The sequence below is a fragment of the Mesorhizobium sp. dw_380 genome (assembly GCF_018588885.1).
Classification (GTDB): Bacteria; Pseudomonadota; Alphaproteobacteria; order Rhizobiales; family Rhizobiaceae; genus Mesorhizobium.
Window position 1 is genome coordinate 83,058 of sequence record NZ_JAFFIW010000012.1, and the last position, 25,753, is coordinate 108,810.

The following is a 25,753-nucleotide window of genomic DNA, read 5'->3' on the forward strand; positions in this document are numbered from 1 at the left end:
TACCATCAAGAGGCCCACTATCATGTCAAATCCAACAGTCGTCGGCTTTTCCGGCAACATCACCCGGCCGTCAAAGACGCGCGCCTTTGTCGATTTCGTCGCCAGGGACATCGCCGCGCGCCATGGCCTGTCGGCGAGCACCTATGACATCGAGGATGTCGGCCCATCGCTCGGCACCGCAAGATGGGCGCGCGACCTCGACAGCCAGGCGCAACCGATCCTGGCTCAGATCCTCGCCGCCGATGTGCTGGTGGTCGGCTCGCCGACCTACAAGGGCAGCTACACCGGTCTGTTCAAGCATTTCTTTGACCTGATCGATCCGGTCGCGTTGCGCGGCAAGCCCATCCTTTTGACCGCGACCGGCGGCGGCGAGCGGCATGCCTTGATCGTCGAGCATCAGTTGCGGCCGCTGTTCGGTTTCTTCGAGGCCTTTGCCCTGCCGACCGCCGTCTACGCCACCGACAAGGATTTCACCGATGGCGTGCTGCGCTCCGAGGCGATCCTGAAGCGTGCGGCGCAGGCGGTGGACGAGGTCGGCTTCGTGCTGGCCAACCGCTCGTCGGGCAGGATCGCCGCCGAATAGCCTGCCGCGCCGCGGATTGCGCCGAGGTCGAAATCCGCGTTGCGGCAACTTCGCTTACGCGCAATTTACGACCGTCGGTTACATCAGTTCCTGTCTGATTCGTCCGGGACAGGAACACCATGAGCAAAGCCCTCACGACCTTCGCACTCGTCGCCGTGCTGACCGCTCTGCTCATGGCGTTGAGCCTGGCGGTGGCTCGCCACGGCTATCCCTACGGCGCGATCGGCGTCAGGCGTCTTGACGGTATCGCCGATGCAGGCACGTTCATTCCGCTCGCCGCCGTCTATTTCTTCAGCGCGCTGTTGATGATGATCCTGCCGATCCGCGCGGCGAGCGTCGTCCTGACCCATGCCGCCGACGCGATCTTCTGGACGGTGATCGTGCTTTTTGCCACCATCGTCGGCGGCCTTCTCGCCCGATGGGCGTTCGGCCAGGGCAGTGCCCTGTGGGCATTGCTGAACTGGCGGTTCCTGTTTGCCGTGGCGGTGGTCGGCTGCCACTTCGTCATGAACGAACTGCGCCGCAACGTGCTCTTGCGCAGCCTGTTCTTCGTGGTTTTCGCCGCTGCGACGCTCGCCTGCCTGTTCTGGTCGTTCACGCTCTGAGCGAGATGGTGCTGGCTAGTTTCCGGCCGCGATGTGCCCCGCGGCCTGTTCCATCCACGTCCAGAGATAGGCTGCAAGACCGCGGTCGACATGGACGCGCAGCTTGCTTTCATGGCGATAGACGATCGCACTGATGCCGGCGAAGGAAAGTGCCGCGCTGGCGCTTGGCCGCCTGGAATCAAGCGTCGTTCCACGCGCGATGAAAGCGTCGAGCCCCACGCCTTCGACCTCGAACACCTGCAGCCCCGCGCTGATCTCCGTCACCGCGAAACCTTGCGCGTGCCAGCCCGCGGTGATGGCGAGTGGAGTGTTCGACACAATGAGCAGCCGGTCGCGCGCGAGCCGCACCGCATAGCGCTCGCCCTGCGCCGCGCCAAAGGCGCCGACACCACTCTCCTTCAAGCCGGATACGCGCGCCCAGGCGTCGAGATCGCCGCTGACCAGCTGCTGATCGAGGCCGGAGATTGCGCGCACCCCAAGGCCGGGTGCCGTGATCGCCGCCGACTGCCAGTCCGGCGCGGCGGACCATTTCTCCGCGAGATCACGCATTGAGCCGCTCTCCTGCCGGGTCGAAGGCGCAAGGCGCGGCGATCGTCGCCGTCCTGATCTTGCCGAGATGCTGGATTTCGATCGTCTCGCCGTGGCGGGCCGCGCCGCGCTCGATCAGGCCGAGCCCGACCGGCCGGCCAAGCGTCGGGCTCTGGTAGCTCGAGGTGACAAAGCCTTGGCTTTTCAGCTTGCCGTCGACTCGCCTGATGGCGTGCGCGCCAGTCGGCAAGGGGGCTTCGCCGGATGGCACAGTCAGTCCGACAAGCTGCAGGCGATTGCTGCGAGATGCCTCCTCGGTGAGCAGCGAGCGGCGGCCGACATGTTCGGTCTGGCGTTTGCTGCGGGGTCCTTCGCTACCGAGGTCGTGCGGCAGCGTGGTGCCGTCGGTATCCTTGCCGATGACGATGAAACCTTTCTCCGCGCGCAGGATCATCAGCGCTTCGAGGCCGATGATGACCGCATCGAACGCTTGGCCTGCCTGGCGCAGATGCGCCCACAAAGGCTCGGCGCGATCGGCGCGGATCGAGATTTCGTAACTTCTGTCGCCGGTGAAGCTGACACGGGCGATGCGCACCTCGTCGCCGGCATAGCTGCCATGGCCGATCGCCATATGAGGCAGGTCGGTGTCGTCGAGCGAAAGACCGAGCTCCAGTTTTTCCAGCAGCTTCCGGGCGTTCGGCCCGGAGACGGTCAGCGTCGCCATTTCCGATGTGGCGTTGTGGATATAGACGGCGTCGCGGCCAAAACGGTCCTGCCGCCATTCCTCCAGCCGGGCGTGCACGGCTGTGACATGCGAGGACGAGCAGGAGACGACGAAGCGATGCTCGTCCAGCCGCACCAGCACGCCGTCGTCGAAGACCACGCCGTTCTCCGACAGCATGAAGCCGTAGCGGCAGCGGCCCGGCGTCAGCGTCGACATGGTGTTGTAGTAGAGGAAATCGACGAATTCGGCCGCCTTCGGGCCGATCACCTCGATCTTGCCAAGCGTCGAACCGTCGAACAGCGCGACCGATTGCCGAGCGCGCCACGCCTCGTCCTGGATGGAGCGCTCGGCATCGGCGCCGCGACCGCCATAGTGGGCCGGCCGCAGCCAGCCGCCGTACTCCTGGAAGACGGCGCCACTGGCGCGGTGCACGCTCTCCAGCGGCAGCCGGCGAACCGGCGCCATCAACTCACCCACGCGCGGGCCGGCAAAGCTCGCCAGCGGCACCGGCGTGAAGGGTGGTCGGTAAGTGGTGGTGCCGACCTCCGGCACCGTGCGGCCGGTTATCCCGGCCATCAGCGCCAGGCCGGGCAGGTTGGAGGTCTTGCCCTGGTCGGTTGCCATGCCGAGCGTGGTGTAGCGCTTCAGGTGCTCCACGGAGACGAAGTTTTCGCGTGCCGCCAGTTCGACGTCCTTCACGGTCACGTCGTTCTGATAGTCGATCCAGATGCGCCCCTTCGAGCCCGGCATCGGCCAGGCCGCTACTATGCCGTCCGTCGCCTCCACTCCGGTGCTGCGCGGCGCTGCTGCCTTGGTCCGGCCAAGCGACGCGACAGCTGTCTCCGAGCTGGCGAACACTTCCGACAAGGAGACCGCGCCGGCGGCGGCGCCGGTAATGGAAATGCCGTCGACAGGATCCCCCGGCAAAAAGGCGGCGCGCGCTTCGCTCCAGGCGAGCTTGCCCCTGGCCTGGCCGAACAGGTGAATGGTCGGCGTCCAGCCGCCGGAGACCAGGACGCAATCGGCGTCGAGCCTGCTGCCGTCGTCCAGCGTCACGCCCTCGACGCGCAGTCTGCCCTTGGCGGAGGCAAGTGCTCGCCCTTTGACCAGTCGCACCTTGGCAGGCGCGACGGGCGTGCCGTCACGCCTGATGTCAACAAGCGTGACATCGGCCCCGGCCTCGGCCAGCGCCGCCGCGGCCTCGTAAGCACTGTCATTGTTGGTGGCGACGACGACGCGCCGGCCGACCAGCACCGCATGGCGCCTGAGATAGACGAGCGCCGCATCCGCCGACAGGATGCCCGGCAGGTCATTGTTGGCGAAAGGCAGCGGCCGCTCGATGGCACCGGTCGCCAGCACGATGTGGCGTGGCCGGACTCGCCACATCGTATCGGGCCGGCCGTCGAGATGGCGCTGGTTCAGCCCGACCAGATTGTGATCGTAGATGCCGAAGGCGGTGGTCGAAGGCAGGACCAGATGACCGCCGGCGGCAAGCTCCGCGACCGTCTCCTCGATCCAGACGCCAGCCGGCTTGCCGTCGACCTCGCCGGCCCGGTGGCCGAGCGATCCGCCCGGTTTAGGTTGGTCATCGACGAGTGTGACGGAGAGACCCGCGCCGGCCGCCAGCTTGGCTGCCGCCAGTCCGGCCGGCCCAGCGCCCAACACCAGCATGTCGCAATGATGGTTGATTTGGTCCGGTGTGCCCGGCGATGTCCAGTCCGTGTCGACCTTGCCCAGCCCGGCCATGGCGCGGATGCGCGGCTCGAACATGTGCCAGTCCGGCCACATGAAGGTCTTGTAGTAGAACGCCGCCGGAATGAAACGAGAGAACCGGTCGAGGAAAGCGTTGCGGTCGGTCAGCGCGCTGGGCGTGGCGTTGACGCTTTTCGCCACCAGCCCGTCGCGCGCCGGCTCGGTCGTGGCCCGTGTGTTCGGCGTTGCCTGGGGACCGCCGACATCGACCAGCGCGTTGGGTTCCTCGACGCCGACACCCCAGATGCCGCGCGGCCGGTGATATTTGAAGCTGCGGCCGACCACCACGACATCGCTTGCCAGCAGCGCCGAGGCAATCGTGTCGCCGGCAAAGCCGTCCACGCTTGCGCCGTCGAAGCTGAAGCGGATCGGGCGCGAGCGGTCGATGGCGCTGCCGCCGGCGGCAAGACGCGAGGCGGTCACGCCGCGTACTCCCCGCCAAGCGCGGTCGAGGACAGCACCTTGTGCGTGAGAGTGTCACGTTCCATGACGAAGAACTCGCCGCAACTCATATGCACCCAGATTTCGCGCGCCGTGCCTTTCGGGTTGGAGCGCAGGTAGAGGTAATCAGCCCAGCGATCGATCGGCACGTCGGCGCCATCCGGCCTGGCATTGCCTGCATCGCCGCCATAGTGGAATTCGGTCTCGTCGCGCGGGCCGCAGAACGGGCAGGGAAAGAGCTGCATGGCGCCTGGTCCTGGTCTTTGTCTTTGTGAATGTCAGTGCGCGATGCCGGAGCCGGCCGCTTCGTCGATCAGCCGCCCGCTGGCGAAGCGGTCGAGGTCAAAGGGGCGGCTGATGTCGTTGTGCTTGCTGGTTGCCAGCAATTGCGCCAGCAGCGTGCCGCCGGCGGGGATGGCCTTGAAACCGCCAGTGCCCCAGCCGCAATTCAGGAACAGGTTGGGCAGCGGCGATTCACCGATGATCGGCGAGGAATCCGGCACGACGTCGACAATGCCGGCCCACTGCCGCATCAGCTTCAACTGGCCGAAGATCGGGAACATTTCCAGCAGGCCGGCAATCACCGTCTCCAACGTCGGCAGATTGCCGCGTTGCGCATAGGACGGGATGCGGTCGAGCCCGCCGCCGATGACGATCTCGCCCTTATCCGATTGGCTGACATAGACGCCGGCGCCGGGCGACAGCACCACCGTGTCGAGGATCGGCTTCACCGGCTCGGACACGCAGGCTTGCAGCGCATAGGAATTGATCGGCAGCCGGAAGCCGGCCTTGGCCGCCAGCACCGAGGAATGCCCTGCCACCGCCATGCCGATGCGCTCGGCACGGATGGCGCCACGTGTCGTCTGGACGCCGTGGCAGCGGCCGCCCTCGATGATGAAATCGGTGATCTCGCAATTCTGGATGATGTCGACGCCGAGCCGGCTCGCTGCCCGCGCATACCCCCAGGCGACCGCGTCGTGGCGGGCCGTGCCGGCCCGGCCCTGCCAGATGCCGCCGAATACTGGAAAGCGCGCATCCGGGGAAAAATTATAGATCGGCGCCACCCGCCGCACATCCTCTGGCGAAAACAGCTCCGCATCGATGCCGTTGATCTGCATGGCGTTGACGGTGCGCGCGCCGATCTCCATTTCGGCCGTGGAATGGCAAAGATTGACCATGCCGCGCTGCGACAGCATGACGTTGTAGTTCAGGTCCTTCGACAGGCCTTCATAAAGCCGGTGCGCCAGCCCGTAGAGCTCGACGCTTTCCGGATAATAGTAGTTGGAGCGCACCACGGTGGTGTTGCGGCCGGTGTTGCCGCCGCCGATCCAGCCTTTCTCCAACACGGCGACTCTGGCGATGTTGTGGTTCTTGGCCAGGTAATAGGCCGTCGCCAGCCCATGGCCGCCGCCGCCGATGACGATCGCATCATAGGACGCCTTCGGCTCGGGCGAGCGCCAGGCCTGCTTCCAGCCGGTCTGGCCGGCCAGACCTTCCTTGAAGAGCGACAGTGCGGAATAGCGTCTGGTCATGGTGCGGCGGAAAAGCCTGATTTCTCAGGGAAAGCGTAATGGTATTGTACATATATGTCTAGTTCGCGTATCGGCTTTGCACACAACGGCTGGTGCTAGCGTTTGCGTGCCATCGTCTCCACCACATAGCGCGAGAAATCCTCGACATCCTGGGTCGTAGGTTCCTGGCCGGTAAAACTGCGCAGGTATGAAGCGACGTGAGGCAAACGGCTGCTCATCGGCTCGTCGAGCTCGAGCGAGTAATAGCCGATCTGCATGAAATAGAGCACGCGTGCGCGCACGAACGCGTCTTCTTCCTCATAGCCGTGACGCTTGAACATGTCGCGTATGGCATTGACGCGTTCCTCGTCGGCTTCGTCGAGTGCGCGCCTTATGGCGGGGGAGCGGCGGGCCCAGGCCCTGATCGCGAAGTCCAGCCGGGGATCGAACAGCTTTTCGTCCACCCAGCATTCGAAAATACTCATCACCCCGCGGATGACGCTCGCGGAAGGCCGTCTGGCGCGCTCGACGATGAATTTTGTGTTGGTCTGCCGCCAGTGGTCCAGCAATTGGTCGAGCAGATCCTGGCGGCTCTTGAAATACCAGTAGAAGCTGGAGCGCGAGACATCGAGCTGTTGGCCAAGCGTCAGTACGCGGACCCGTTCGACGCCGTCCGAGATCAGTATCTCAAGCGCCAACTTCAGCCAGTCTTCACGAGTGGCCTTGATGTTGCCGGTGGCGCCGGCGCGTTGGACCGTGGTTTCGAGTGCTGCCATCAGCACGACGCATGACATGCCGCACCAGGCAAATCAAGGCTGTGTACATATCTGTACAGGGCAAACCCATTTGGACCCGAATGGCGACCGGCGGATATTAGCCGGGTGGATGTCTATGGGGCGCCGTCGACGCAACGCTATCGGCGCAATGGCGACCCCGGGGGAATTTTGTCGCGGCGGCTCGGGCAGTGCGTGCTTTCCCGCAAGGCAATTGTCTGGCAAATACCAGTTCAGACAGATGCCGCCACGCGGCCAACCAGCAGGAAAGACGAGGACATGGCTCAGTTTCGAAAGAACCTCATCGATGGTGAATGGGTCGGCGACGCCGGTTCCCGCAACATCAACCCCTCGGATACTGGCGACATCGTCGGCGAATATGCCTCGGCGGGGATCGAAGAGGCAGCCCAGGCGATCGCGGCGGCCAAGGCGGCGTTTCCGGCATGGTCCCGCTCGGGTCCGCTGGCACGCCACGCGGTGCTGAAGAAGGCGTCCGACGAGATCATGGCGCGCAAGGATGAGATCGGCCGTAACTTGGCGCGCGAGGAAGGCAAGACGCTGGCCGAGGGCATTGGCGAAACCATTCGCGCCGCGCAGATCTTCGATTTCTTCGCCGGCGAAACATTGCGCCTGACCGGCGAGATGGTGCCGAGCGTGCGCCCGGGCGTCGGCGTCGAGATCACGCGCGAGGCGGTCGGCGTGGTCGGCATCATCACGCCGTGGAATTTCCCCATCGCCATCCCGGCCTGGAAGATCGCCCCGGCGCTGGCTCATGGCAACACCATCGTCTTCAAGCCGGCCGAACTCGTTCCCGAAAGCGCATGGTCGATCGTCGACATCCTGCATCGCGCCGGCCTGCCCAAGGGCGTGCTCAACCTCGTCATGGGCAAGGGCTCTGTGGTCGGCCAGGCAATGCTCGACAGCCCCGACGTCAACGCCATCACCTTCACCGGATCGGTCGGCACCGGCAAGCGCGTCGCCGCCGCAAGCGTCGAGCACATGCGCAAATTCCAGCTCGAAATGGGCGGCAAGAACCCGCTGGTCGTGCTCGACGATGCCGATCTTGCGGTCGCTGTCGATTGCGCCCTCAACGGCGCGTTCTTCTCGACCGGCCAGCGCTGCACGGCCTCGTCCAGGCTGATCGTGACCGACGCCATCCACGACCGTTTCGTCGAGGCGCTGACGGACCGGATGGGCAAGCTGGTGGTCGGCGATGCGCTCGACGCGCAGACGCAGATCGGGCCGGTGGTCGATGCCACGCAGTTGAAGCAGGACGAAGACTACATCGCCATCGGCGTCAGGGAAGGCGCTACGCTCGCCTTCGGCGGCGAACGGCTAGATCGCAAGACGCCAGGCTTTTATCTGCGACCGGCGCTGCTGACGGAGGCCACCAATTCCATGCGCAGTTCGCGCGAGGAGATTTTTGGCCCTGTCGCCAGCGTCATCCGCGTCAAGGATTATGATGAGGCGCTCGCCGTCGCCAACGACACGCCCTTCGGGCTGACCTCGGGCATCTGCACCTCGAGCCTCAAGCATGCCACGCATTTCAAGCGCAATTCCGAGGCCGGCATGGTGATGGTCAATCTGCCGACCGCCGGTGTCGACTTCCACGTTCCCTTCGGCGGCCGCAAAGGATCGAGCTTCGGCCCGCGCGAACAGGGCCGTTATGCCATGGAGTTCTACACCACGGTGAAGACCGCCTACACGTTCGCAGGGTGATCGGGCGCCGGCTGCGGTTCGCCGTTTCCGTGAAACGGTGAACCGATCGTGAGAAAAGCGATGACGTTGCAGGACCTGACCTGGCTCAACCCGCCGCCGCACCATTCCATTAACGGCGATGCCGTCGACGTGCGCACCGGCAAGGAGACCGATTTCTGGCGCCAGACCTTCTATGGTTTCTGGCGCGACGACGGCCACTTCCTGCATCGCCCGGTCGAGGGTGATTTCACCGCCGAAGTCACCGTCAAGGGTGACTACAAGGTACTTTACGACCAGGCCGGGCTGATGGTCCGGCTGAGCGAAACGCAATGGATCAAGGCCGGCATCGAATACACGGACGGCCTTGCCTACGTCTCCGTCGTCGTCACCAACGACACATCGGACTGGTCTCTGGTGGCCATTCATGCCGATCCGAACGGCGTCAGCATCCGCCTGACCCGCCACGCCGAGGCGATCCGCGTCCAGTATCTCGACGTCTCCGACGGCCATTGGAAGCCGGTGCGGCTCGCCTATTTCCCGATCTCGAAGGCGGCCGCTGTCGGCATGATGTGCTGTTCGCCGCAGCGCGAGGGTTTCGAAGTCACCTTCTCCGGATTTTCGGTCGGTCCGCCGATTTCACGGGAACTGCACGACTGACGCCTGTTGCGCGGACTGAACCGCGCGGGCGTGCTCGCCAACGATCTTGGCATCAGGCCGGTCGGCTTGCCGAAGCCGGAGATACCACGTCCCCTGGTGAACATGCGGCTTGCCGTAGTTCCTGCCTGAGCCGCTCCAGAGAGGCTTGCGGGGCGGCGGGATCATCGGCGGCAATCGGCTGACCGATGAAGATGGCCGGTCGTCATGTTCCGTCATTGTCCATTACAAGGCCCGCGCGCACGGCCTCGCGAATCGCTTGCGGACCATATCTTGCCCATACGGCTTGATGCGCGTGCACGCGCTGCCGTGCCCGGCGCTCGGCATCGAGACACAGTCCGACGGCCATGTCGGCAACGCCTTCGTCGGTGATGGACAAGAGCACCTCGTCGTTCTCGACCAGCTCCAGGCCCTCGGCCGCCAGCGGCGTCGCGACCACCGGCACGCCCCAGGCCATCGCCTCCAGGATCTTGATGCGCGTGCCCCCGCCCGCCTTGAGCGGGACGATGCTGAGATGCGCCTTCGACAAGAGCGATGCGACGTTCTCAGGATTTTCGATGAGTTGCAGGCCAGGCAGTCCGGCCAGTGCCCGCACGGCAGGCGTTGGGCTGCGTCCGGCAAGAACCAGTGTCGCGGCCGGCAAGCTCTGCCGGATGCGGGGCAAGATGATGCCGGCCAGGCGCTCGGCGGCATCGATGTTCGGTGAATAGCCGAGATGGCCGACAAACAGGATCACAGGAAAGCCGCTGTCGGTCGCGGCTTCGGCGGGCAGCCTTTGTGGAATGTCTCCGGCATGGGGGATCCCGTTCGGAACGATGTCGATCGGCACCGTGGGACGCGAAAAGGCGATCAGCCTGTTGCGGTCCTGCTTTGAACAGGCCCAGACCCTGTCGACGATGGCGAGCGCTTTTCTCTCGAGACGTCTCATGCCGAGCCCCTTGCGGGCCAGCGCAAGGCCCGACCGAGTTGATTTGGGGCTCCGCATCTGCCCGGTCAGATCGGACTCGATGTTGTGCATGTCGAGAATGAGCTGCCTGACCAGCGGCCGCAACGGCCGCAGCAGCCTGAATAGGCCGGTGCCCTCGACGATGATCGTGTCGGGCTTGAAGGTTTGCACCAGGGCTCGCAGCCGCACCAGCGCGGTTCGCGGAATGCGGTTCTCCCCGGCGAATCTCCACCAGCCCAACGAAGCCGAGCGCGGTTCGCCCTTGGCTGTCATGCCAATCGCATGGATGCGGGCATCGGACGGCTGCGACGAATCCCCGAGCGGCATGATGGAGGCCAGCCGGACCGGGCCGTATTCAGCGGCCAGACAGGCATTGCGGAAATTCCGCAGATCCGCGCCCGAAACCGCTGGAAAGGCCGGGTCGTAGGAGACGATCAGCGTGCGTCTTTCCGTTTCCGCGCCGGCACTCGGCGAATGCTCAAGCCGTTCCATATTCCATTTCGGTTACTGGCTGCATCCACGAGTGTTCCGCGGCCGCAAGGTGATTTTAATCTTCCTTAGCCGTGTGCCGGGTGCCGTCAAGCGCCGGCTGGGACACTTGGCCATGTATCTTACGGACATTCAGAAAAAAGGCCGACCCGAGTGCCTTACCGCCTGGACCATGCCAGCCAGCGCGCCGCCAGACGCCTGCGCAAGGAGGTGAACCGGGTTCGCCTGTAGGCGTCGCCCGCCATCTTGATCCCTTGCGCCTGCGTCGGGAAGGGATGGATGACATCGGCCAAGGCGTGCAAACCCATGCCCGACCGGATGGCGAGCGTCACGCCATTGATCATCTCGCCGGCATGTGCGGCGACCACCGTCGCGCCGAGAATGCGGTCGGATCCCTCCCTGACATGGATCTTGACGAACCCCTCCTCCTCGCCGTCCATCACCGCACGGGCGACATCATGCATCAGCACCGTATAGGTCTTGACCGGAATGCCGTTCAGGCGCGCCTCTATGGGATAGAGACCGACATGGGCGATCTCCGGATCGGTATAGGTGCACCAGGGAACGACAAGCTCACTGAGCTTTTCGCGCCCGCGAAACAGGGCATTGCGCACGACAATGCGAGCGCTCGCTTCGGCGGTATGCGTGAACTTGTATTCCAGGCACACATCGCCCGCCGCGTAGATGTGTGGATTTGTGGTTCTCAGGTGATCGTCCACCTTGATGCCCTTGGCGTCATGGACCACTCCGGCGTCTTCCAGGCCGAGCCCATCGACATTGGGCGAACGGCCGACGCCGGTGATGATCTCATCGACGGAAATCGTCGTCGTGTCGCCATCCCGCGTGAGGTCGGCGAGCTTCTTGCCGCCCGCCATCCGCACCGCCGTCACTTCGGTGTTCAGGCGCACCTCGATCCCCTCGCGCGCCAGCGCGTCGGAAAGGATCTGCGCGGCGTCGCGTTCCTCGCCGGGCAGGAACATCGGATCGCTTTGCGCCAGGACGACGTTCGCGCCGAGCAGGCAGAAGGACTGCGCCGTCTCGCAGCCAAGCGGTCCGCCGCCGATGACGAGGAGCCGCGGCGGGCATTTTGTAAGATTGAACATGGTCCCATTGTCCAGATAACCGGCCTCGGCAAGTCCCGGAATCGCGGGCACGCTCGCATGCGCGCCCGTCGCGACCAATGCCTTCTTGAAATGCAGTGTCTTGCCGGCGACAACCACTGTGTCCGGTCCGGCGAAGCGCCCTTCGCCGAAATAGAGGTCGATGCCTTCCGCCACGATGGCGGCGGCCGAATCGGCGCGACTGATATGCTGCCGGATCTGCCGCATCCGCATCATGGCCCGTTCGAAGTCGACGTGAAGCCGTTGCGGCGTGTCGCCGCCGAAATTCTCGGCATCGCGCATGTCGGCATAGAGCCTTGCCGTGCGGATGATCGACTTCGATGGGATGCCGCCGACATTGACGCACGCACCGCCGATCAGCCCTCGCTCGATCAACGCAACCTTGGCGCCAAGGCTTGCGGCGTCACGCGCCGCGGTCAGCCCGGCCGGACCGGCGCCGATGACGACGAGATTGTAGGGGCCGTCTGGGGTCGGGTTCTTCCAGTGAGAGGGATGCGCAACCCTGATCAGCTCGACGTCGTTGCGGTCGACGGGGAAGCTCGCCGCCTTTGTCCGTTCACGCGACATCGCGGCCCCCTGCTGCGGAGACTGCCGGCTGCGACAGCCAGCCGCCGGTGAAGCCGGCTCTGCCCAGCCCATGGCGGATGTGTGGATTGGACCGCATCAGCTCCCAGATCATGCGCGAGCGGTGGTTCTCGATCATCATCACCACGATGCCCTGGTCCAGCCCGTAATGGCCTTCCGAAACCCAGCCGTCGCGGCCGAATTTCCGCCGGTTGGCCAAAGTCGGATTGAAGCCGCTCGGCAGCCGGAAATTGTCGATCACTTGCGGGTAGTGCTCGCCGAGATGGCGCAAGGCGGCCAGGCAAATATCAGGCGCGAAAGGCAGCGACGCCGGATAGGACCATGGCGCGATCGTCCCGTCATCCGGCCCGAAGGGAGCGCCGCGCGCCGCATAGCCGGAAAACCGGTGGGTCCGCCGCTCCACGCTGGCACGAAAGCCGCCCGGCCCGTCCCCCGCCGAAAGACCCCAAAGGTTCTCACCATAGCCGTCAAAGCCATACGGGTTGTGGCGAGCATAGTCGCGGTGAAGATAGGTCGAGCGGCGGCTGTTTTCGAAATAATCCGAGTTCTTCTCGCGCATGAAGGCGTCGCGAATGCCGGCGAAATCGATCCAGGCATGCGAGAACTGGTGCATGAACAGCGGCCCGCCGTAGAGCACGTCATGGCCGTAGACGTTTTCCCACTGATAGGTCGCCGTCCAGCCGGTATAGCTGTCGTTCGAAGTCGGGCTGTCCGGCGAGGCCATCGACAGCACATAAAGGATGGTCGCCTCGTTGTAGCCTTCCCAGCCATAATGGAGAAAACCGCTCTTCGGCTTCCAGCCCTGCCGCAAAGTGGGACTGCTGCCTTGCGCCCACCGCCAGTCGACGCGCCGGTAGAGCGTCTCGGCCAATAGGCGGATCTCGGCTTCCTTGTCATTGTCCCCGGAGAAATAGGCGCCGGCCACCAGGAAGCCAGCGATCAGCAAGGCGGTGTCCACCATCGACAATTCGCAACGCCAGACGCGCAGGCCGGTCCGCATGTCGAGGAAATGGTAGTAAAAGCCCTTGTGGCCGGTGACCCCGTCGCCGCCGTCTTGCGGGCTGGCCGAGAAGAAACGCAGCGCCGCAAGCGTCAGCTCCACCGCCGCCCCGCGCGTCATCCAGCCGCGCTCGACGCCGATCGGATAGCAGGACAGGGCAAAGCCGACGACGGCGATGCTGGCCGGCGAATTCGGCCGCGACGTATCGGCGACCAGCCCGTTGTCGGGGTTCACATTCTCCAGGAAATAGCCGAAGGCGGCGCGCTGGTAGCGATCCAGAAGCTCGTCATCGGACAGCGCGGCAGGATCTGCTTCAAGCAAGCGATGCAAACTCCAGCCTGATGGTCCTGGCATCCGTCGATCGCGCCGCGCCGGCACCGCGGTCATGGGCCATCGCCCTAGCCAGGCTGTCTCGTGGTGTCATGGCTTTCCCGCCAACCCTGTTATGTCACCGCCAAATCAGACTTCAACCACTATACGCCTGTCCAGCTCCGATCGTTGCCTCGTCACGCGGAATTGTAGTTGCATCGGCCAATGCCGGAATGTTCCGATTAGGCTCAATAGGTGGCGCGGCCGCCCGAGACATCGAAGACGGCGGCCGTCGTGAACGAGCACTCTTCCGAGGCGATCCAGCAGATCAATGCCGCCACTTCTTCGACCTCGCCGAAGCGCGCCATCGGTATCTTGGACAGCATGAAGTCGATGTGCTCCTGGCGCATCTGCTTGAAGATCGCGGTGCGCACGGCCGCCGGCGTCACGCAATTGACCGTCACCTTGGTCTTGGCCAGTTCCTTGCCAAGCGACTTGGTCAGGCCGATCACCGCCGCCTTCGAGGTGCTGTAGGCGGAAGCATTGGGATTGCCTTCCTTGCCGGCGATCGAGGCGATGTTGACGATGCGGCCATAGTTGCGGTCGAGCATATGCGGCACCAGCGCCTTGTTGCAGTAGAAGACGCCGTTGATGTTGATGTCGATGACCCTTTGCCAATCCTCGGCCGAATAGGACCAGGTCGTCATGTTCGGCCCGGTGATGGCCGCACTGGTGACCAGGATGTCGACGCCGCCAAGGGCTTCGATCGTCCGCGCGGCAGCAATATCGACACCTGCGGCGTCGGCAACGTCCACCGTCACGCCATGCAAGCCGGGAACAACGGTTTTCGCCTGTTCGATCTGGGTCGGATCGCGGTCCCAGACGCTGACGCGCCCACCCTCGTCGACAATCCTTTGCGCAACCGCCAGGCCGATACCCGAGGCGCCGCCGGTGATGACTGCCGATCGGCCGCTGAACCGTCCTGCAAAGCTCATCGGCATCTGCTTCCCCCTTGTCCGCACCTGGCTTGATCGCCCAGGCATGATCGCCTCGGCGGCGACTGTGAGGTCACGGCCGGGCAAGTTCAAGCCGGCATAGGGGTCGATCGTCTGGGCCAATCCCGGAGGCAGCGCACTACTCCGCGGTTCCCTCGAGCTGCTCGCGCAGCGCTTCGACCATTGCCACCCGGGCGGTTTCCGCCAGATCGGATGACCGGTCAATCTCTCGGCAATCGCCCTGCTGTAAGACAAGGTGACCGGATTTGCCATTGAGCGTGGGGTGCGATAGGTTATATTGCACTGCACAATGGAGATGCCGTTTATTGCACGCCCCTATTTGCGGATATGCCGGCCGGCTTGCGGCCTGCCGCGCTTGCTGGCCTTGGGTCGCGTCGACGGGACTCTGAGATGAAAATTCCAAAGTCCCTGCTGGTCGATCCCGAGAAGAACTCGGTCTATGGCAGCTTTGCCGTTGCCGTCTCCATCTGGGCGTTCTCCTATTCCGTCATTTTCGGCCAGGTGCTGATCCTGGCCTACTATGCCGTCTGGCTTCCGCTCATCATGGTCGACTACCGGCGGTTCCTGCGGCAGCTGTCCAGCGCCTGGCTGCCGCTGCTGTTCGCGGCCTATGTCTGCTTCTCCGTCTTCTGGTCGCAGGCGCCCGGCATTACCGCCAGAACGGCGGTCCAGTATCTTTCCCACATCGCCTGTGCCTACGTCGCCGCGCGCACCGTCAGTGTGCGGACCCTGACACTGGGCGCCCTGATCGGGATATTCTTCGCCTTGGTCTATTCGCTCAAGGTCGGGGCCTATTCCGAGGACGTCCTCGACGGCACCTACAACTTCGTCGGCGCCTTCGCCTCCAAGAACCAGATCGGCTTCGTCGGCTCGCTCGGCATCTATTTCTCCGTGGTGTTCCTCGCTTTTCTGCGGCGTGGCCGGCTGAGCCTCATACTGACGGTGCCGGTCGTGCTGTTGTCGGCCTATGTGCTGGTCGTCTCGCATTCCGCCACCTCGATGGCCTCGATACCGGCGGTCCTGGCGCTGATCGCGCTTCTTGCCATGACAAAGCTTTTGTCGCGGCGCTATCGTCGGGTGATCTTCCTTGTCGGCGCCGGTCTGGTCGTCGTGGTGGCCGTTGTTGCGCTCAATCTCGGGCTCATGGACTTCGTGCTTGGCCTCTTCGGCAAGGATTCGACGCTCACCGGGCGGACCTATCTGTGGGAGCAGGGCTGGAACACCGCGCAGCGCTCGCCGGTCCTCGGCGTCGGTTATGCCGCCTATTGGGTGCAGGGATTTGCCGAGGCCGAGCGGCTGTGGAACGAATTCTACATCACCACCCGCACCGGCTTCCATTTCCACAACACCTATGTCGAGGCGCTTGTCGAGCTCGGCTTCACCGGCGCGGCGATGGTATCGCTGATCCTGCTGCGCACGCTTTACGGCCATGTCTCGACCGTCATCTTCAAGGCGTGGCAGGCTGAATCGGTGGTTCTCTTCGGCGTGATGGTGCTCCTGCTCATCCGCTCCTTCGTCGAGGTCGAGATCCTCAACCCCTACATCATGGGCTCCTTCCTGATGTATTTCAGCTATTTCAAGCTGGCGCGACTGCCGGTGACCCGCACGCGATGGTCGCCAGCCTTCGAGCCGGCGGATGCGGCAAGGGACGAGGCAGCTTGGCCCCGGCATGCCGGCCGCCCAGTTGCCGACCCATCATGAGGCCACGCCTGTCGTCCAAGTGCGCAGCGGTTTTGGCCCACCGACATGCATCAAGACAAATCCTAAAGTGCGTCGCATGAATCCGTTTCGACGTAGCGCGCCTTAAAGCAATTCCAGGTGTGAAGCGGTTTTCCGTCCGGAATAGCGTCAAAACAAAGAGTTAGAGCGGTTCGGCGTTTCCGTGAAACGATGAACCGCTCTAGTCGTCGTTTAGCCGCCTGAAATCGCACAAGGCAAAACCTCCACCAGAGGCCTGGCGGAGGTTGGAATGCTTTGCGCTACGGGTAGAAAGCGCTGGATCGCGCCGAAGTCCCGAAGCCTTATTGGCTGGGCAGCGGCGCCAGCTTCACCTTGATCACATCGCCGGGCAGGATGGGCGTGTCTTCCTTCGCCGCGATCTCGCTGGTCTTGCCGTCGACGACCCGCACCAGCGCGTAGAGCAGGGCAGGCTCTTCGTTGGTCGCGGTGGCTACCCTCGTGGCGGGATCGGTCGCCTGCGCGATCAGGCCTTGCTGCATATTCACCTTCAGCGCGGCCTCGTTCAGGTCGGCTTCGGTCTGCTGCCGGTCGGCGGCGAGGCTCGAACTCAAGGTATTCTGGGCATCGATGGCGTCCTGCGTCGCCTTGCTGATCGCCTGCTTGGCGGTGAGGATGGCCGTCTCGTAGTCCAGGATCTTGCCCTGCAGGTCGGTGACGGACTGCTGCGAATCCAGAAGCCTCGCATTGGCGACCAGACCCTTCTGCGCCAGCGGGCCGATGCTGGCGAGCTGCTGCTGCGCCAGATCGACCTGCTTCTGCTGGTTGACGATCTTCTTCTGCAGCGATTCGATCTCGGCCTGCAAAACCCCCTTGAGATCGTCCAACGCCTCGAGTTTCAGCTTCAGCGCCTTCTGGTCGGCCGTCAGGATCGTCATCTCATCGGCGACGATGGCCGGCAGCCGCGGGTCGCCCTCGACCTCCTTCGGTGCCTCGAAGCTGGTCTTGCCCGCAAGGTCGGCATCGATGCGGGCACGTCTGACCATCAGCCGGATGCGCTGGTCGTCGGAGATATCGAAGTTGCCCTTGGCGGTGACCAGGTCCTTGCCGAGCTGGGGACCGTAGTCGGTGTTGCGCCTGATGCCACCGGCGACGCTGATCGCTTTCAGCACCGTCAGATCGGGCACATAGGGAAACTGGCCGGGATTCTGCACTTCGCCCGAAATGTAGAACGGCCGGAACTGCGCCATCTCGACCGAGGCTTCGGGCCTGTCCGACAGGGCGAGCTTGTGCTGCAGCGCCTCTCCGATCGCCGCCGCGACTTCCGCCGTGGTCTTGCCGGCCGCCGGCAGCTCGCCGACGAAAGGCACCGACAGCGTGCCGCCCGGTCCGACCGTGTATTGGCCATTGACCGCAGTCCAGTCCCTGAACGTGCCTTCGACGGTCTGCCATTCGGCGATCCGGATGGTGAGCTTGTCCTGTGAGCCGAGATGGTATTCATCGGCTGCGGCGATCTGGGGAAGAAAAGCGAGCGACGCCGCAAGGCACGTGGCCATAAGCCGAGAGCGGCCGGAAAAGGGGCCGCTGCCAAAGGCTTCGAATATGTCTGTTTTCAACTGAGCGTTCCGATCCGTTTTAGCCCCATCGCCCGATGAGCTTGCCGCCGGATGCCTGGCGGCCGGTCAGTAAGAACCGCGTGACATCCAGACGGCCGGCACGGTCTTGATGATGATGCGAACATCCCCGAACAGCGACCAGTTCTCGACATAGTGTCGATCGAACGCGACGCGGCTGTCATAGGAGACATCGTTGCGGCCGCTGACCTGCCACAGGCCGGTCAGGCCGGGACGGGACTTCAGATAGTACACGGCCGCACTGCCGTAGATTTCCAGTTCGTCGCGCACCACCGGGCGAGGTCCGACAAGGCTCATGTCGCCCTGCAGGATGTTGATGATCTGCGGCAGCTCATCGAGGCTGAGCTTGCGCAACACCGCGCCGACGCGGGTGACGCGCGGATCGTTTTTCAGCTTGCGGGTCGCTAGCCATTCCGCATTGGCTTCCGGATTGGTGGCGAGATAGGCGGCCAGCACCTTGTCGCCGTCGGGAACCATGGTGCGGAACTTCAGGCACGCAAAAATCCGTCCGCCGCGTCCGATTCGCCGATGACCGTAGAAAATCGATCCGCCATCGGAAAGTTTGACCAGCAGCGCGATCATCACAAACAGCGGGCTGAGGGCGATCAGGCCAATCAGCGAACCGGCGATATCGAAGCTGCGCTTGATGAGGCCACCGATCGGCGGCGGAAAATCGGTGCCAGCCTGCGAAAAATCCGCCGTGGCCGACTTGGCAACGTCCCTCATGCCGTAAACTCCATGCGTTGAACGAATGGTTCACCACACACGATATCAAAAAAATGTTGCAGCGCAACACACAATTTCCCATGCCGTTGAAATAGTTGCGTCATGAATTGACTAAATAATAAGCTTGAAATGCATATTTTTCAGGATATTTAGCACATTTGTGACAATAAATGGGCAAATGGAAAAAAATCCCGACCTTTTTGGGGCGAATTTTGGGCAGGGCATCCTCGCCGGCCTGGAATGGCGCATATCAGTGCTTTAGAAAGGTATGAGGTTCACGACCATTAACATAAAATACTACTTAATACTATGGGCAGTACTGGAAAAGCCAGGCGGATGCAGGTTGAGTGATGTGCGGCCGTGTGCGTTGCAGCATGGCAGAGTCGATCGCGTAAGCTCAATCAAAAATATGTGCGGTTGCCCTTGCTGCCTTCTGCTCGCCTTAATAGAATTGCAAATTATACCTGTCAGAGTGGCGACAGGTTGAAAGGCCGGAAGCAACCGGTCGACAGCGGGTGGTTTAACAAGCCCGCATGACAAGGGACGGCGCTCGGGTGGGGCTATCGTTGGATATTACCCGAGCCGGTTTATGGGCTATTGGGTATGTCGCTTCCAAAATTCATCATTGGGATGATTTTCGCTCTCGCGATCGTCGTCAGCTGGTCCTGGATCGACGGCGCTTCGCTGGGCACGACACTGCTGCGCGTCGTCATCTGTGCCGTGGTCATCCAGGCCGGCTATTTCGCGCTCGTCTATGCCATGATCGCCAGGAGTGCGCCGACGCCGGCCGACAGGCTACGCGAAGCGGAAAGAAAGTTGAGTTCGACCGACGTGGCCGAAGGCGAGAAGCTTGGCAGTGCCCGGCGGAGCGTGCACTAGTTCGAAAGAGAATCTGACCTGGCTCAGGCCACATTGGCGGGTTCGCTTTCCGCCTGTTCTCCCGACAGCATCCTGGACAATCTGCTCGCCGGCTTTGCCTTCAGCCGCTGATACTGCCCGACTTCCACGACGCGGCCGTCTTCCATCGCCACCACCCAGTCCGCGAAGGCGATCATCGATGGACGGTGCGCGATGGTCAGGATGGTCATGGCGCCGCGCAATCCGTCGATCGACCGGGCGATCAGCGACTGGTTCTGCCAGTCGAGCGCGCTGGTCGCCTCATCCAGGATAAGCAGCGACGGCTTGCGCAGCAGCGCCCGCGCCAGCGCGATGCGCTGGCGTTCGCCGCCCGAGAGGCGCACGCCACGGTCGCCGACCACTGTATCGAGCCGCTGGTCGAGCCGTTCGACGAACTCGGCGGCATGCGCGGCGCGCAGCGCGGTCCACAAATCGTCGTTGCTGGCCTGCGGCGCGGCAAGACGCAGATTGGCCGCGATCGTGTCGTGCAGCAGGAACACATCCTGCGGCACGTAGGCCACCTGGTCGCGCCAGCGGCGGCGATTGGCGGCATCGATCTCGACGCCGTCGACCAGGATCTTGCCGGCGGTCGGCTCGAGCAGGCCGAGCAGCATGTCGGCGATCGTGCTCTTGCCCGATCCCGAAGGGCCGATCAGGGCAGTGACCTTGCCCGCGGGAAGGCCGAAGGTGATGTCGCTCACCACCGCCTTGCCGGCGCCGGCATCATAGAAGAAGGAGACCCCGCGAATGTTCAGCCCGGTATCGAGCGACAGCTTGCTTGTATCCCTGGATTCGGCATGGCCCGGTTCGCGCTCGGCGTCGAAGCGTGCCTGCAGGCCGCGCATGGCCGTATAGGCGGGCAGGTTGATCAGCACTTGCTGCGCCTGCGTCTGCATGTCCATGAAGCGCGGCGCGATCCGCATGAAGACCAGAAGCAGTACGACGATCTCGGCCAACGACAGGTTGAAGCGGACCAGCGCCACATAGATGAACAGGCTCAAGCCGACGACGCTCGCCACCTGGAACACGGCGGTGCCGATCGAGCTGTTGCGCACATAGTCGATGTTGTCGGCCTTCATCTTTTCGAGCGTGGCCTGCAATTGCGCGAAATAACTGGCCTCGACATTCAGGCTCTTGGCCACCTTGATGCCGCCAAGAAATTCCGAGACCGTTCGGTACTGATCCTGGCGATTGCTTGTCAGGACACGCCCGAACGCGGTGGCGCGCGAGCGAAATGGCTGCAGCGCCACGAACATCATGACGCCGATGACCACCGCAAACAGCGTCATGACAGGCGAGATGAACACGGAGACCACGAGATAGCCGGCCAGAAGCACGGCGATCTGCACCAGCATCAGCAGGGAGAAGGCAGCCCCCTGGACCCGGTCTATGTCTCCCGTCAAGGCGTGGTCGAGGTCGGAGCTGCGCATGCGCGCGAACACCCCCCAGCGCGCCTTGCCGATGCTCTCGAACAAATTCATGCGCAAGCGGTTGATGAAGTCGAAAAGCAGCCTTGCCATGTAGACCGACTTGAAGCGGTTGAATGCGGCCTGCACGGCAACCAGCCCGACCAGCGCAAACAGCACTGTCGTCAGCTGCAGCGTTCCGTCCGGCACCAGCCAGCGCACGAAACCGATGTTCGGCAAGCGGACGGCGAAATCCTGGTCGGCGCGCCCGACCAGATGCAGCAGCGGCACCAGCAGCAGGATCGACATGCCTTCCGTCAGGCTGCCGAGGATCAGGAACAGCAGCGCCGTCCAGGTTCGCCGCCCGCCAATCTGGGCGATGACGGCGCCGAACGCGGCGACATCGCGAAACAGTGACAGGCGAAGGATCGAGGACTTCGACATGATTGCGCTCACCGCTGCCGGCGGCCAGCCGCCGGATCCCCGGCCGCCAGATGCCAGGCCGCAAAGTCGGTTTCGATCAGCTCCACCGCCTCGCCAATTCTGTCGAGGCCGGTCGGAACTTCCAGCCGGCACACACCGACATGGTTAGCGATTCCTGAACATTGCCGAAAATGCATCGCCGCGAAATCGCCGGTCAAGGCCGCGCGGCCAAACCGTGTCACGTAGGAGAATTTGATGATGGCCTGCAAGGCGGCGATGCCGGACAAGGGGGTGATCTCGGCCCTTTGGCCGCGCTCGAGGACATAGATCCTGGTCGCCGGCACTTTGCCGCCGGAGAAGGCGCCGTGCAGGCGATGCTGCATCTTCTCGATCGCCGGATGCACTTGCGGCCGCACCTCAGCTTGGCCAAGCGGAATTGCGGCCGCGGCGTCGGCGGCAAGCTTGATCTGCGGAAAGCCCGGAACGATCATCGGCTCGTCCGGGTCGGTGAGATCGAGCGCCACGACGTCATCGGTAAGCAGATCATGCCCGGCCCTGATCAGCGCACTTGCCGTCGTCGATTTGCCGGCGCCCTTGTCGCCCATGAAGATGGTGCCCCTGCCGGTCACCGCGATGGCGCTGGCATGCAGGACGAGCAGGCCGCGCCGGTGCAGCAACAGCGCCATCACCGGCCCCAGCAGCGGGAAGGCAAGTAATGCGTCGTCGACGCCGGGCGCCGGCTCGATGTCGATGCGACAACCGTCGCTGATCAGGAAGGCGCCGACGGCATGCCAAGCGAGATATTGCCGGTCCGGGTCGAAGTGGAAGATCGTCGCGGCCTCGGGCGAAGGCCCAGGCATGTCGATGGCGCCGATGGCGATCAGGATATCCGGCGCCGCCACCGGCTCCATCGGTTCCAGCTCGGGCAATGCCACGTCGGATGCGACGGTCAGGCCATAGGTCCGGTAGTAACGTCGCTCTCTCATCATCGCGCCATGGCGAGGAGGATGATCGGCACGTGCGGCGAGCGGCTGGTTGCGAGGCATCATGCGGGGCTCCCGCTGTGCTGGACCTGCCGCAGCCAGAGTGACAGCGACGCCGAGCGCCAGACATACTGGACATCGAGCGGCGCCGCCTGATCGGGTTGGCGCAGCAGTCGCGCATAGGCGGCACTCACCTGTGGCAGGTTGACGTAGGGCGCGATGCGGCCGGCATCCGAGACCAGCAATTGCTCCAGGAGGTCGCGGTGGTTGCGCACCATGCCATTAACGAGATTGGCGGTGAAATCGATCTTGTCGCGCCGCCACTGGACCGCCGCCGGCAGGATGCCCTCCATGGCGCGGCGCAACACATAGCGGCCAAAGCCGTGGCTGAGCTTCTCCTCGCCCGGCAGCGCCAGGCAGAACTCGACCAGCGGCTTGTCCCAGAACGGATAACGCGGTTCGACGCCGAAATTGGCTGCTGCCTTGTCGAGAACCTCGAAAGAGTGCGGCACATAACCGTTGGACAGGATCCAGCGATGGCTGAGCGCGTCGCTGGCCTGGACGCCGGGCGGCATATAGCCGGCCCGGCGGAAGCGGTCGATGAGTTCGGTCCGCCTAGCCAGGTCCGGATTGATCAGGTCGCGCCAGCTCCGGCCACGCTGCGTTTGGCCAGGCCGGCGGAACTTGTTCAGCGCCCGGTTCGCCAGCTGTCTCAGCCTGGCGATGCGCCAGGCAGGTCCGTAAAGGGTCAGGAACTGGTAATAGAGACCGAACGTGCTGTCGCCATAGGTGTCGGAGGCGCTGCGGACCTCGCGCCAAAGGTTCAGCCATTTGCCGGCATTGGCAAGCTCGTGCAGATGGCCATGTCCCTGCGAAACGACCTCGTCGCCGCCATGGCCGTCGAGCAGCACCTTGATGCCCTTGGCGCCCGCCGTCCGGTAGATGCCGCGGGTCAGCGTCAGGCCGGGCGCCAGGAAGGTGCCTTCCTGCTCCTCCAGCACCCGCTCGAATTCGGCGAAGGGTGCATAATTGCCGACAGGGATCAGCGTCGGGTCGGCCCTCTGCTGATCGAGAACCGCATCGATAAAGGCGCGCTCGTCCATCGACGAGCCCTTCTCGAAGATCAGCGAGAAGGTGGGCAGCTTTGGTTTCCGCTCGGCGGCGTTCTGCAGGCCGGCGACGCAGGCGATCGATGAGGAATCGAGGCCGCCGCTCAGCATCGCGCCGATCGACCGACTTCCGCGCATGCGGTTGCGCACCGATTGAGAGAACAGATGGGCGAATTCCTCCGGTGCATCCGACCGCAGCGCTCGCGGCGAGGGCTCGATCTGCCAGTATCGGCGCAGCACCACCTGTTGCGCGGTGACGGTGAGGCTGTGCCGCGCCGGCAGGCTGAAAATGTCGCTGTAGGGCGTCGATTGCGGGTCGTCGGGGAGCCCGGCCAGGAAGCCGGAGATCCGGTGCTCGCTGATGCGTGCACCGACGCCGTCGAGTCCAAGCATCGGCCCGATCTCGGAGGCAAAGGCGAAACGTCGGTCCGCCGCATGGTAGTAGAATGGCTTGATCCCGAAATGGTCTCGCGCGCAGAACAGCAATTGCCGCTCGGCATCCCAGATCGCGAAGGCGAAATCGCCCTGCAGATGCACGGGGCTGGCTTCACCCCAGCGCAGATAGGCCCGCATCAGCAGTGTCGCATCGGCGACCGAGCTGTCGCGTATGCCGAGCTTCGCCATCAACTCGTCGCGATTGTCCAGCCGGCAATCGGCGGTGATGGCGAGCTTGCCGCCGGCCATGGTCAGCGGGCCGGGGCCGGCTTCATCCGTGGTGTTGAGCCAGGCGTGGCCAAGCGCGATGCCGGTGTCCAGCCACCATGAATTTCCGTCGGGGGCGCGATGGCGCATGCGTGCCAGCATCTGCTGGATGTCGGTCGCCGCGTCCGTCGGCGCGGGCCCCTGTCGCAGCAGGATTCCGGCCACGCCGCTCATCGGCTGCCGTGGTCGACCAGATGGGCGAAACCATCGACCGAGCCGCCAAGCACGATATGGTTGTCGCTGACCAGCCAGGCATGCGCCTTCAGTTGCTCGCCCGTGCCGCGTTCGATGCCGATGCGGATGTTGGAGGCATTGCCCTGGCGCGCAAGAATGTATTGGCCCGAAAGCGCCTGGGTCAGGCAGGTGGCGCGCGGCACGAACCTTGCAGCCGCGCTAACCCCCCAGGCGACGAGCCGCAACTCGCCCATACTGGCGCACTGGCGCGCGTTGAGCCGGGTCACCATGCCGCGAACACGGTTGTAGGAGAACAATGTCAGCGCCAGCCGGACGGTTGCGACCACCACCAGGCAGCGGCAAAGGAAAAGTGCTTCCGAGCCGTTCAGGGAGAGAACCCTGGCCAAGCTCCGCCGGCTGGGCCGGCGTTTCGCCGGCCTGGGTCTGTGTTCCATCGCAGGTCCTTGCCGCGAGATCATGGCCTTTTGCGGAGCCTGCCTAAACGAGTGCCTCATGCTGCAGCCTCGCAAGTCCGTTTTCGGCCAGGCCTTTCAGCAATGCGTCGACGTCGGTCTTGCAGCGCTCGGCGTCGACATTGTAACGCTCAAGCACGGCGCCGCGGATATCGGCGATCGACTTCGGCTCCTGGATCAGTTCCCAGATGAAAGCGCCGACGCCATTGAGGCTGTAATAGATATTGGATTTCAGATTGAGGAGCGCGAGGCCATCGCCGAATTCGCAAGCCACGGCATCCTTGGTGGCACTTACGCAATCGTGCTCAGATGGGTTCCAGTTCATCCTAAAACCTCGTTTGCAACACACGGTCTACGCGTCGTCAGTTCAGTGCAGGAAAGTCGGATCAATGCTGGAAAGTCGGGGATTTTCATCCCCGGCTCCATTTATGGTTTATGGTCTTGGATCCTGGAGGCCCAACGTCACTCCTTCAGGACCAGGCTAGTCTCAGGAGAACGTCAGGTCGCCGATCGGGGTGTGCGCGGGAAACGAAGCGTCGATTGCCGTGCTGCCACCGCCGCCCTGGGTGATGGTTTCAATCGAACCATGTACCGTCAGGCTTGGCGTTTCGTACTCGTGCCTTTCAACATTCTGTTCCATTTTACTCTCCTATGAGGACTTGAAACGGCCTGTCGAGTGCCGTCAGCACTTTCATGCTGCAATGCAATAGCTGCATAGCAACATTTATGAGTCAAGCCTGATTTACCAGGTGTTAATCAATTATGGGTTGCGGGCGTCATTAGGTGTGCAAGAAATGCTCAAAGTTTGACCTCT

General features: G+C 63.6%; 23 protein-coding genes. 6 read left to right on the forward strand and 17 right to left on the reverse strand.

What is annotated here, in order from left to right; all coding sequences use genetic code 11:
- The first annotated feature begins 22 nt into the window (after positions 1-22).
- Entirely contained in the window at positions 23-583 is a 561-nt protein-coding gene (gene msuE, locus JT360_RS14675) for an FMN reductase (RefSeq protein WP_214472374.1), read from the forward strand.
- A gap of 119 nt (positions 584-702) precedes the next feature.
- Positions 703-1,188, forward strand: a complete 486-nt coding sequence (locus JT360_RS14680) for a hypothetical protein (protein WP_214472375.1) — start codon at positions 703-705, stop codon at positions 1,186-1,188.
- Positions 1,189-1,203: 15 nt separating this feature from the next.
- On the opposite strand, the gene JT360_RS14685 is transcribed toward JT360_RS14680, so the two are convergent.
- From JT360_RS14685 to JT360_RS14705, 5 genes are all read right to left on the reverse strand, one after another.
- Positions 1,204-1,737 (reverse strand): aminomethyltransferase family protein, encoded by a 534-nt coding sequence (locus JT360_RS14685; RefSeq protein ID WP_214472376.1) that lies wholly within the window; start codon positions 1,735-1,737, stop codon positions 1,204-1,206.
- Positions 1,730-4,615, reverse strand: a complete 2,886-nt coding sequence (locus tag JT360_RS14690; RefSeq protein WP_214472377.1) for a sarcosine oxidase subunit alpha family protein — start codon at positions 4,613-4,615, stop codon at positions 1,730-1,732. The genes JT360_RS14685 and JT360_RS14690 overlap by 8 nt, the downstream gene beginning before the upstream one ends.
- Positions 4,612-4,878 (reverse strand): sarcosine oxidase subunit delta, encoded by a 267-nt coding sequence (locus JT360_RS14695; protein ID WP_214472378.1) that lies wholly within the window; start codon positions 4,876-4,878, stop codon positions 4,612-4,614. Before JT360_RS14695 ends, JT360_RS14690 begins: the two co-directional genes overlap by 4 nt.
- Before the next feature lie 33 nt (positions 4,879-4,911).
- Positions 4,912-6,165, reverse strand: coding sequence for a sarcosine oxidase subunit beta (locus JT360_RS14700; protein ID WP_214472379.1), 1,254 nt, complete (start codon positions 6,163-6,165; stop codon positions 4,912-4,914).
- A 95-nt stretch (positions 6,166-6,260) separates the two neighbouring features.
- Complete coding sequence (locus JT360_RS14705; RefSeq protein WP_214472380.1) at positions 6,261-6,920, reverse strand: TetR/AcrR family transcriptional regulator; 660 nt, start codon at positions 6,918-6,920, stop codon at positions 6,261-6,263.
- Between the two features lie 276 nt (positions 6,921-7,196).
- Between JT360_RS14705 and JT360_RS14710 the strand changes: the two genes are divergently transcribed.
- Positions 7,197-8,636, forward strand: a complete 1,440-nt coding sequence (locus JT360_RS14710) for an aldehyde dehydrogenase family protein (RefSeq protein ID WP_214472381.1) — start codon at positions 7,197-7,199, stop codon at positions 8,634-8,636.
- Positions 8,637-8,696: 60 nt separating this feature from the next.
- On the forward strand, positions 8,697-9,272 hold the full coding sequence (locus JT360_RS14715; protein ID WP_214472382.1) for a DUF1349 domain-containing protein: 576 nt from the start codon (positions 8,697-8,699) through the stop codon (positions 9,270-9,272).
- Between the two features lie 202 nt (positions 9,273-9,474).
- Here the strand turns inward: JT360_RS14715 and JT360_RS14720 are convergent, their stop codons facing one another.
- The 4 genes from JT360_RS14720 to JT360_RS14735 all read right to left on the reverse strand — a co-directional run bounded on the left by JT360_RS14720 (position 9,475) and on the right by JT360_RS14735 (position 14,720).
- Positions 9,475-10,707: a glycosyltransferase family 4 protein gene (locus JT360_RS14720; RefSeq protein WP_214472383.1), complete on the reverse strand. Its 1,233-nt coding sequence runs from the start codon at positions 10,705-10,707 to the stop codon at positions 9,475-9,477.
- Positions 10,708-10,862: 155 nt separating this feature from the next.
- A complete protein-coding gene (locus JT360_RS14725; protein WP_214472384.1) occupies positions 10,863-12,392 on the reverse strand; it encodes a mercuric reductase in 1,530 nt (509 codons plus the stop codon).
- Positions 12,382-13,731 (reverse strand): glucoamylase family protein, encoded by a 1,350-nt coding sequence (locus tag JT360_RS14730; protein ID WP_214472385.1) that lies wholly within the window; start codon positions 13,729-13,731, stop codon positions 12,382-12,384. The genes JT360_RS14725 and JT360_RS14730 overlap by 11 nt, the downstream gene beginning before the upstream one ends.
- A gap of 236 nt (positions 13,732-13,967) precedes the next feature.
- A complete protein-coding gene (locus tag JT360_RS14735; protein ID WP_214472458.1) occupies positions 13,968-14,720 on the reverse strand; it encodes an SDR family NAD(P)-dependent oxidoreductase in 753 nt (250 codons plus the stop codon).
- 405 nt (positions 14,721-15,125) lie between these two features.
- Here JT360_RS14735 and JT360_RS14740 point away from each other — a divergent pair, with 405 nt between their 5' ends.
- A complete protein-coding gene (locus JT360_RS14740) occupies positions 15,126-16,436 on the forward strand; it encodes an O-antigen ligase family protein (RefSeq protein ID WP_214472386.1) in 1,311 nt (436 codons plus the stop codon).
- A gap of 320 nt (positions 16,437-16,756) precedes the next feature.
- Here the strand turns inward: JT360_RS14740 and JT360_RS14745 are convergent, their stop codons facing one another.
- Both JT360_RS14745 and JT360_RS14750 read right to left on the reverse strand, forming a co-directional pair.
- Complete coding sequence (locus JT360_RS14745) at positions 16,757-17,968, reverse strand: polysaccharide biosynthesis/export family protein (RefSeq protein WP_250888829.1); 1,212 nt, start codon at positions 17,966-17,968, stop codon at positions 16,757-16,759.
- Positions 17,969-18,094: 126 nt separating this feature from the next.
- Complete coding sequence (locus tag JT360_RS14750) at positions 18,095-18,772, reverse strand: sugar transferase (RefSeq protein WP_214472387.1); 678 nt, start codon at positions 18,770-18,772, stop codon at positions 18,095-18,097.
- Between the two features lie 603 nt (positions 18,773-19,375).
- Between JT360_RS14750 and JT360_RS14755 the strand changes: the two genes are divergently transcribed.
- Positions 19,376-19,651, forward strand: a complete 276-nt coding sequence (locus tag JT360_RS14755) for an exopolysaccharide production repressor protein (RefSeq protein ID WP_214472388.1) — start codon at positions 19,376-19,378, stop codon at positions 19,649-19,651.
- Between the two features lie 23 nt (positions 19,652-19,674).
- Here JT360_RS14755 and JT360_RS14760 read toward each other — a convergent pair whose 3' ends face one another.
- The 6 genes from JT360_RS14760 to JT360_RS14785 form a co-directional block, all read right to left on the reverse strand.
- Entirely contained in the window at positions 19,675-21,519 is a 1,845-nt protein-coding gene (locus JT360_RS14760) for an ABC transporter ATP-binding protein (protein ID WP_214472389.1), read from the reverse strand.
- A gap of 8 nt (positions 21,520-21,527) precedes the next feature.
- Positions 21,528-22,547, reverse strand: coding sequence for a phosphoenolpyruvate carboxykinase (ATP) (locus tag JT360_RS14765; RefSeq protein WP_214472390.1), 1,020 nt, complete (start codon positions 22,545-22,547; stop codon positions 21,528-21,530).
- Positions 22,544-24,466 (reverse strand): lasso peptide isopeptide bond-forming cyclase, encoded by a 1,923-nt coding sequence (locus JT360_RS14770; protein ID WP_214472391.1) that lies wholly within the window; start codon positions 24,464-24,466, stop codon positions 22,544-22,546. The genes JT360_RS14765 and JT360_RS14770 overlap by 4 nt, the downstream gene beginning before the upstream one ends.
- Positions 24,463-24,873: a lasso peptide biosynthesis B2 protein gene (locus JT360_RS14775; protein ID WP_250888820.1), complete on the reverse strand. Its 411-nt coding sequence runs from the start codon at positions 24,871-24,873 to the stop codon at positions 24,463-24,465. The genes JT360_RS14770 and JT360_RS14775 overlap by 4 nt, the downstream gene beginning before the upstream one ends.
- Positions 24,874-24,964: 91 nt before the next feature.
- Positions 24,965-25,264 carry a PqqD family protein gene (locus tag JT360_RS14780; protein WP_214472393.1) on the reverse strand — a complete coding sequence of 100 codons (300 nt, stop codon included), beginning with the start codon at positions 25,262-25,264 and terminating at the stop codon, positions 24,965-24,967.
- 162 nt (positions 25,265-25,426) lie between these two features.
- On the reverse strand, positions 25,427-25,579 hold the full coding sequence (locus tag JT360_RS14785) for a lasso peptide (protein WP_214472394.1): 153 nt from the start codon (positions 25,577-25,579) through the stop codon (positions 25,427-25,429).
- Positions 25,580-25,753: the final 174 nt, after the last annotated feature.

Excerpts from the sequence above, each read along its gene's own strand:
- JT360_RS14770 (WP_214472391.1), bottom strand. The coding sequence starts at position 24,466 with ATGAGCGGCGTGGCCGGAATCCTGCTGCGACAGGGGCCCGCGCCGACG.
- JT360_RS14785 (WP_214472394.1), bottom strand. The coding sequence starts at position 25,579 with ATGGAACAGAATGTTGAAAGGCACGAGTACGAAACGCCAAGCCTGACG.
- JT360_RS14755 (WP_214472388.1), top strand. The coding sequence starts at position 19,376 with ATGTCGCTTCCAAAATTCATCATTGGGATGATTTTCGCTCTCGCGATC.
- JT360_RS14700 (WP_214472379.1), bottom strand. The coding sequence starts at position 6,165 with ATGACCAGACGCTATTCCGCACTGTCGCTCTTCAAGGAAGGTCTGGCC.
- JT360_RS14780 (WP_214472393.1), bottom strand. The coding sequence starts at position 25,264 with ATGAACTGGAACCCATCTGAGCACGATTGCGTAAGTGCCACCAAGGAT.
- JT360_RS14760 (WP_214472389.1), bottom strand. The coding sequence starts at position 21,519 with ATGTCGAAGTCCTCGATCCTTCGCCTGTCACTGTTTCGCGATGTCGCC.
- JT360_RS14705 (WP_214472380.1), bottom strand. The coding sequence starts at position 6,920 with ATGGCAGCACTCGAAACCACGGTCCAACGCGCCGGCGCCACCGGCAAC.
- JT360_RS14740 (WP_214472386.1), top strand. The coding sequence starts at position 15,126 with ATGAAAATTCCAAAGTCCCTGCTGGTCGATCCCGAGAAGAACTCGGTC.
- JT360_RS14765 (WP_214472390.1), bottom strand. The coding sequence starts at position 22,547 with ATGATGCCTCGCAACCAGCCGCTCGCCGCACGTGCCGATCATCCTCCT.
- JT360_RS14725 (WP_214472384.1), bottom strand. The coding sequence starts at position 12,392 with ATGTCGCGTGAACGGACAAAGGCGGCGAGCTTCCCCGTCGACCGCAAC.
- JT360_RS14745 (WP_250888829.1), bottom strand. The coding sequence starts at position 17,968 with ATGGCCACGTGCCTTGCGGCGTCGCTCGCTTTTCTTCCCCAGATCGCC.
- JT360_RS14715 (WP_214472382.1), top strand. The coding sequence starts at position 8,697 with ATGACGTTGCAGGACCTGACCTGGCTCAACCCGCCGCCGCACCATTCC.
- JT360_RS14750 (WP_214472387.1), bottom strand. The coding sequence starts at position 18,772 with ATGAGGGACGTTGCCAAGTCGGCCACGGCGGATTTTTCGCAGGCTGGC.
- JT360_RS14685 (WP_214472376.1), bottom strand. The coding sequence starts at position 1,737 with ATGCGTGATCTCGCGGAGAAATGGTCCGCCGCGCCGGACTGGCAGTCG.
- msuE (WP_214472374.1), top strand. The coding sequence starts at position 23 with ATGTCAAATCCAACAGTCGTCGGCTTTTCCGGCAACATCACCCGGCCG.
- JT360_RS14695 (WP_214472378.1), bottom strand. The coding sequence starts at position 4,878 with ATGCAGCTCTTTCCCTGCCCGTTCTGCGGCCCGCGCGACGAGACCGAA.
- JT360_RS14680 (WP_214472375.1), top strand. The coding sequence starts at position 703 with ATGAGCAAAGCCCTCACGACCTTCGCACTCGTCGCCGTGCTGACCGCT.
- JT360_RS14735 (WP_214472458.1), bottom strand. The coding sequence starts at position 14,720 with ATGCCGATGAGCTTTGCAGGACGGTTCAGCGGCCGATCGGCAGTCATC.
- JT360_RS14710 (WP_214472381.1), top strand. The coding sequence starts at position 7,197 with ATGGCTCAGTTTCGAAAGAACCTCATCGATGGTGAATGGGTCGGCGAC.
- JT360_RS14720 (WP_214472383.1), bottom strand. The coding sequence starts at position 10,707 with ATGGAACGGCTTGAGCATTCGCCGAGTGCCGGCGCGGAAACGGAAAGA.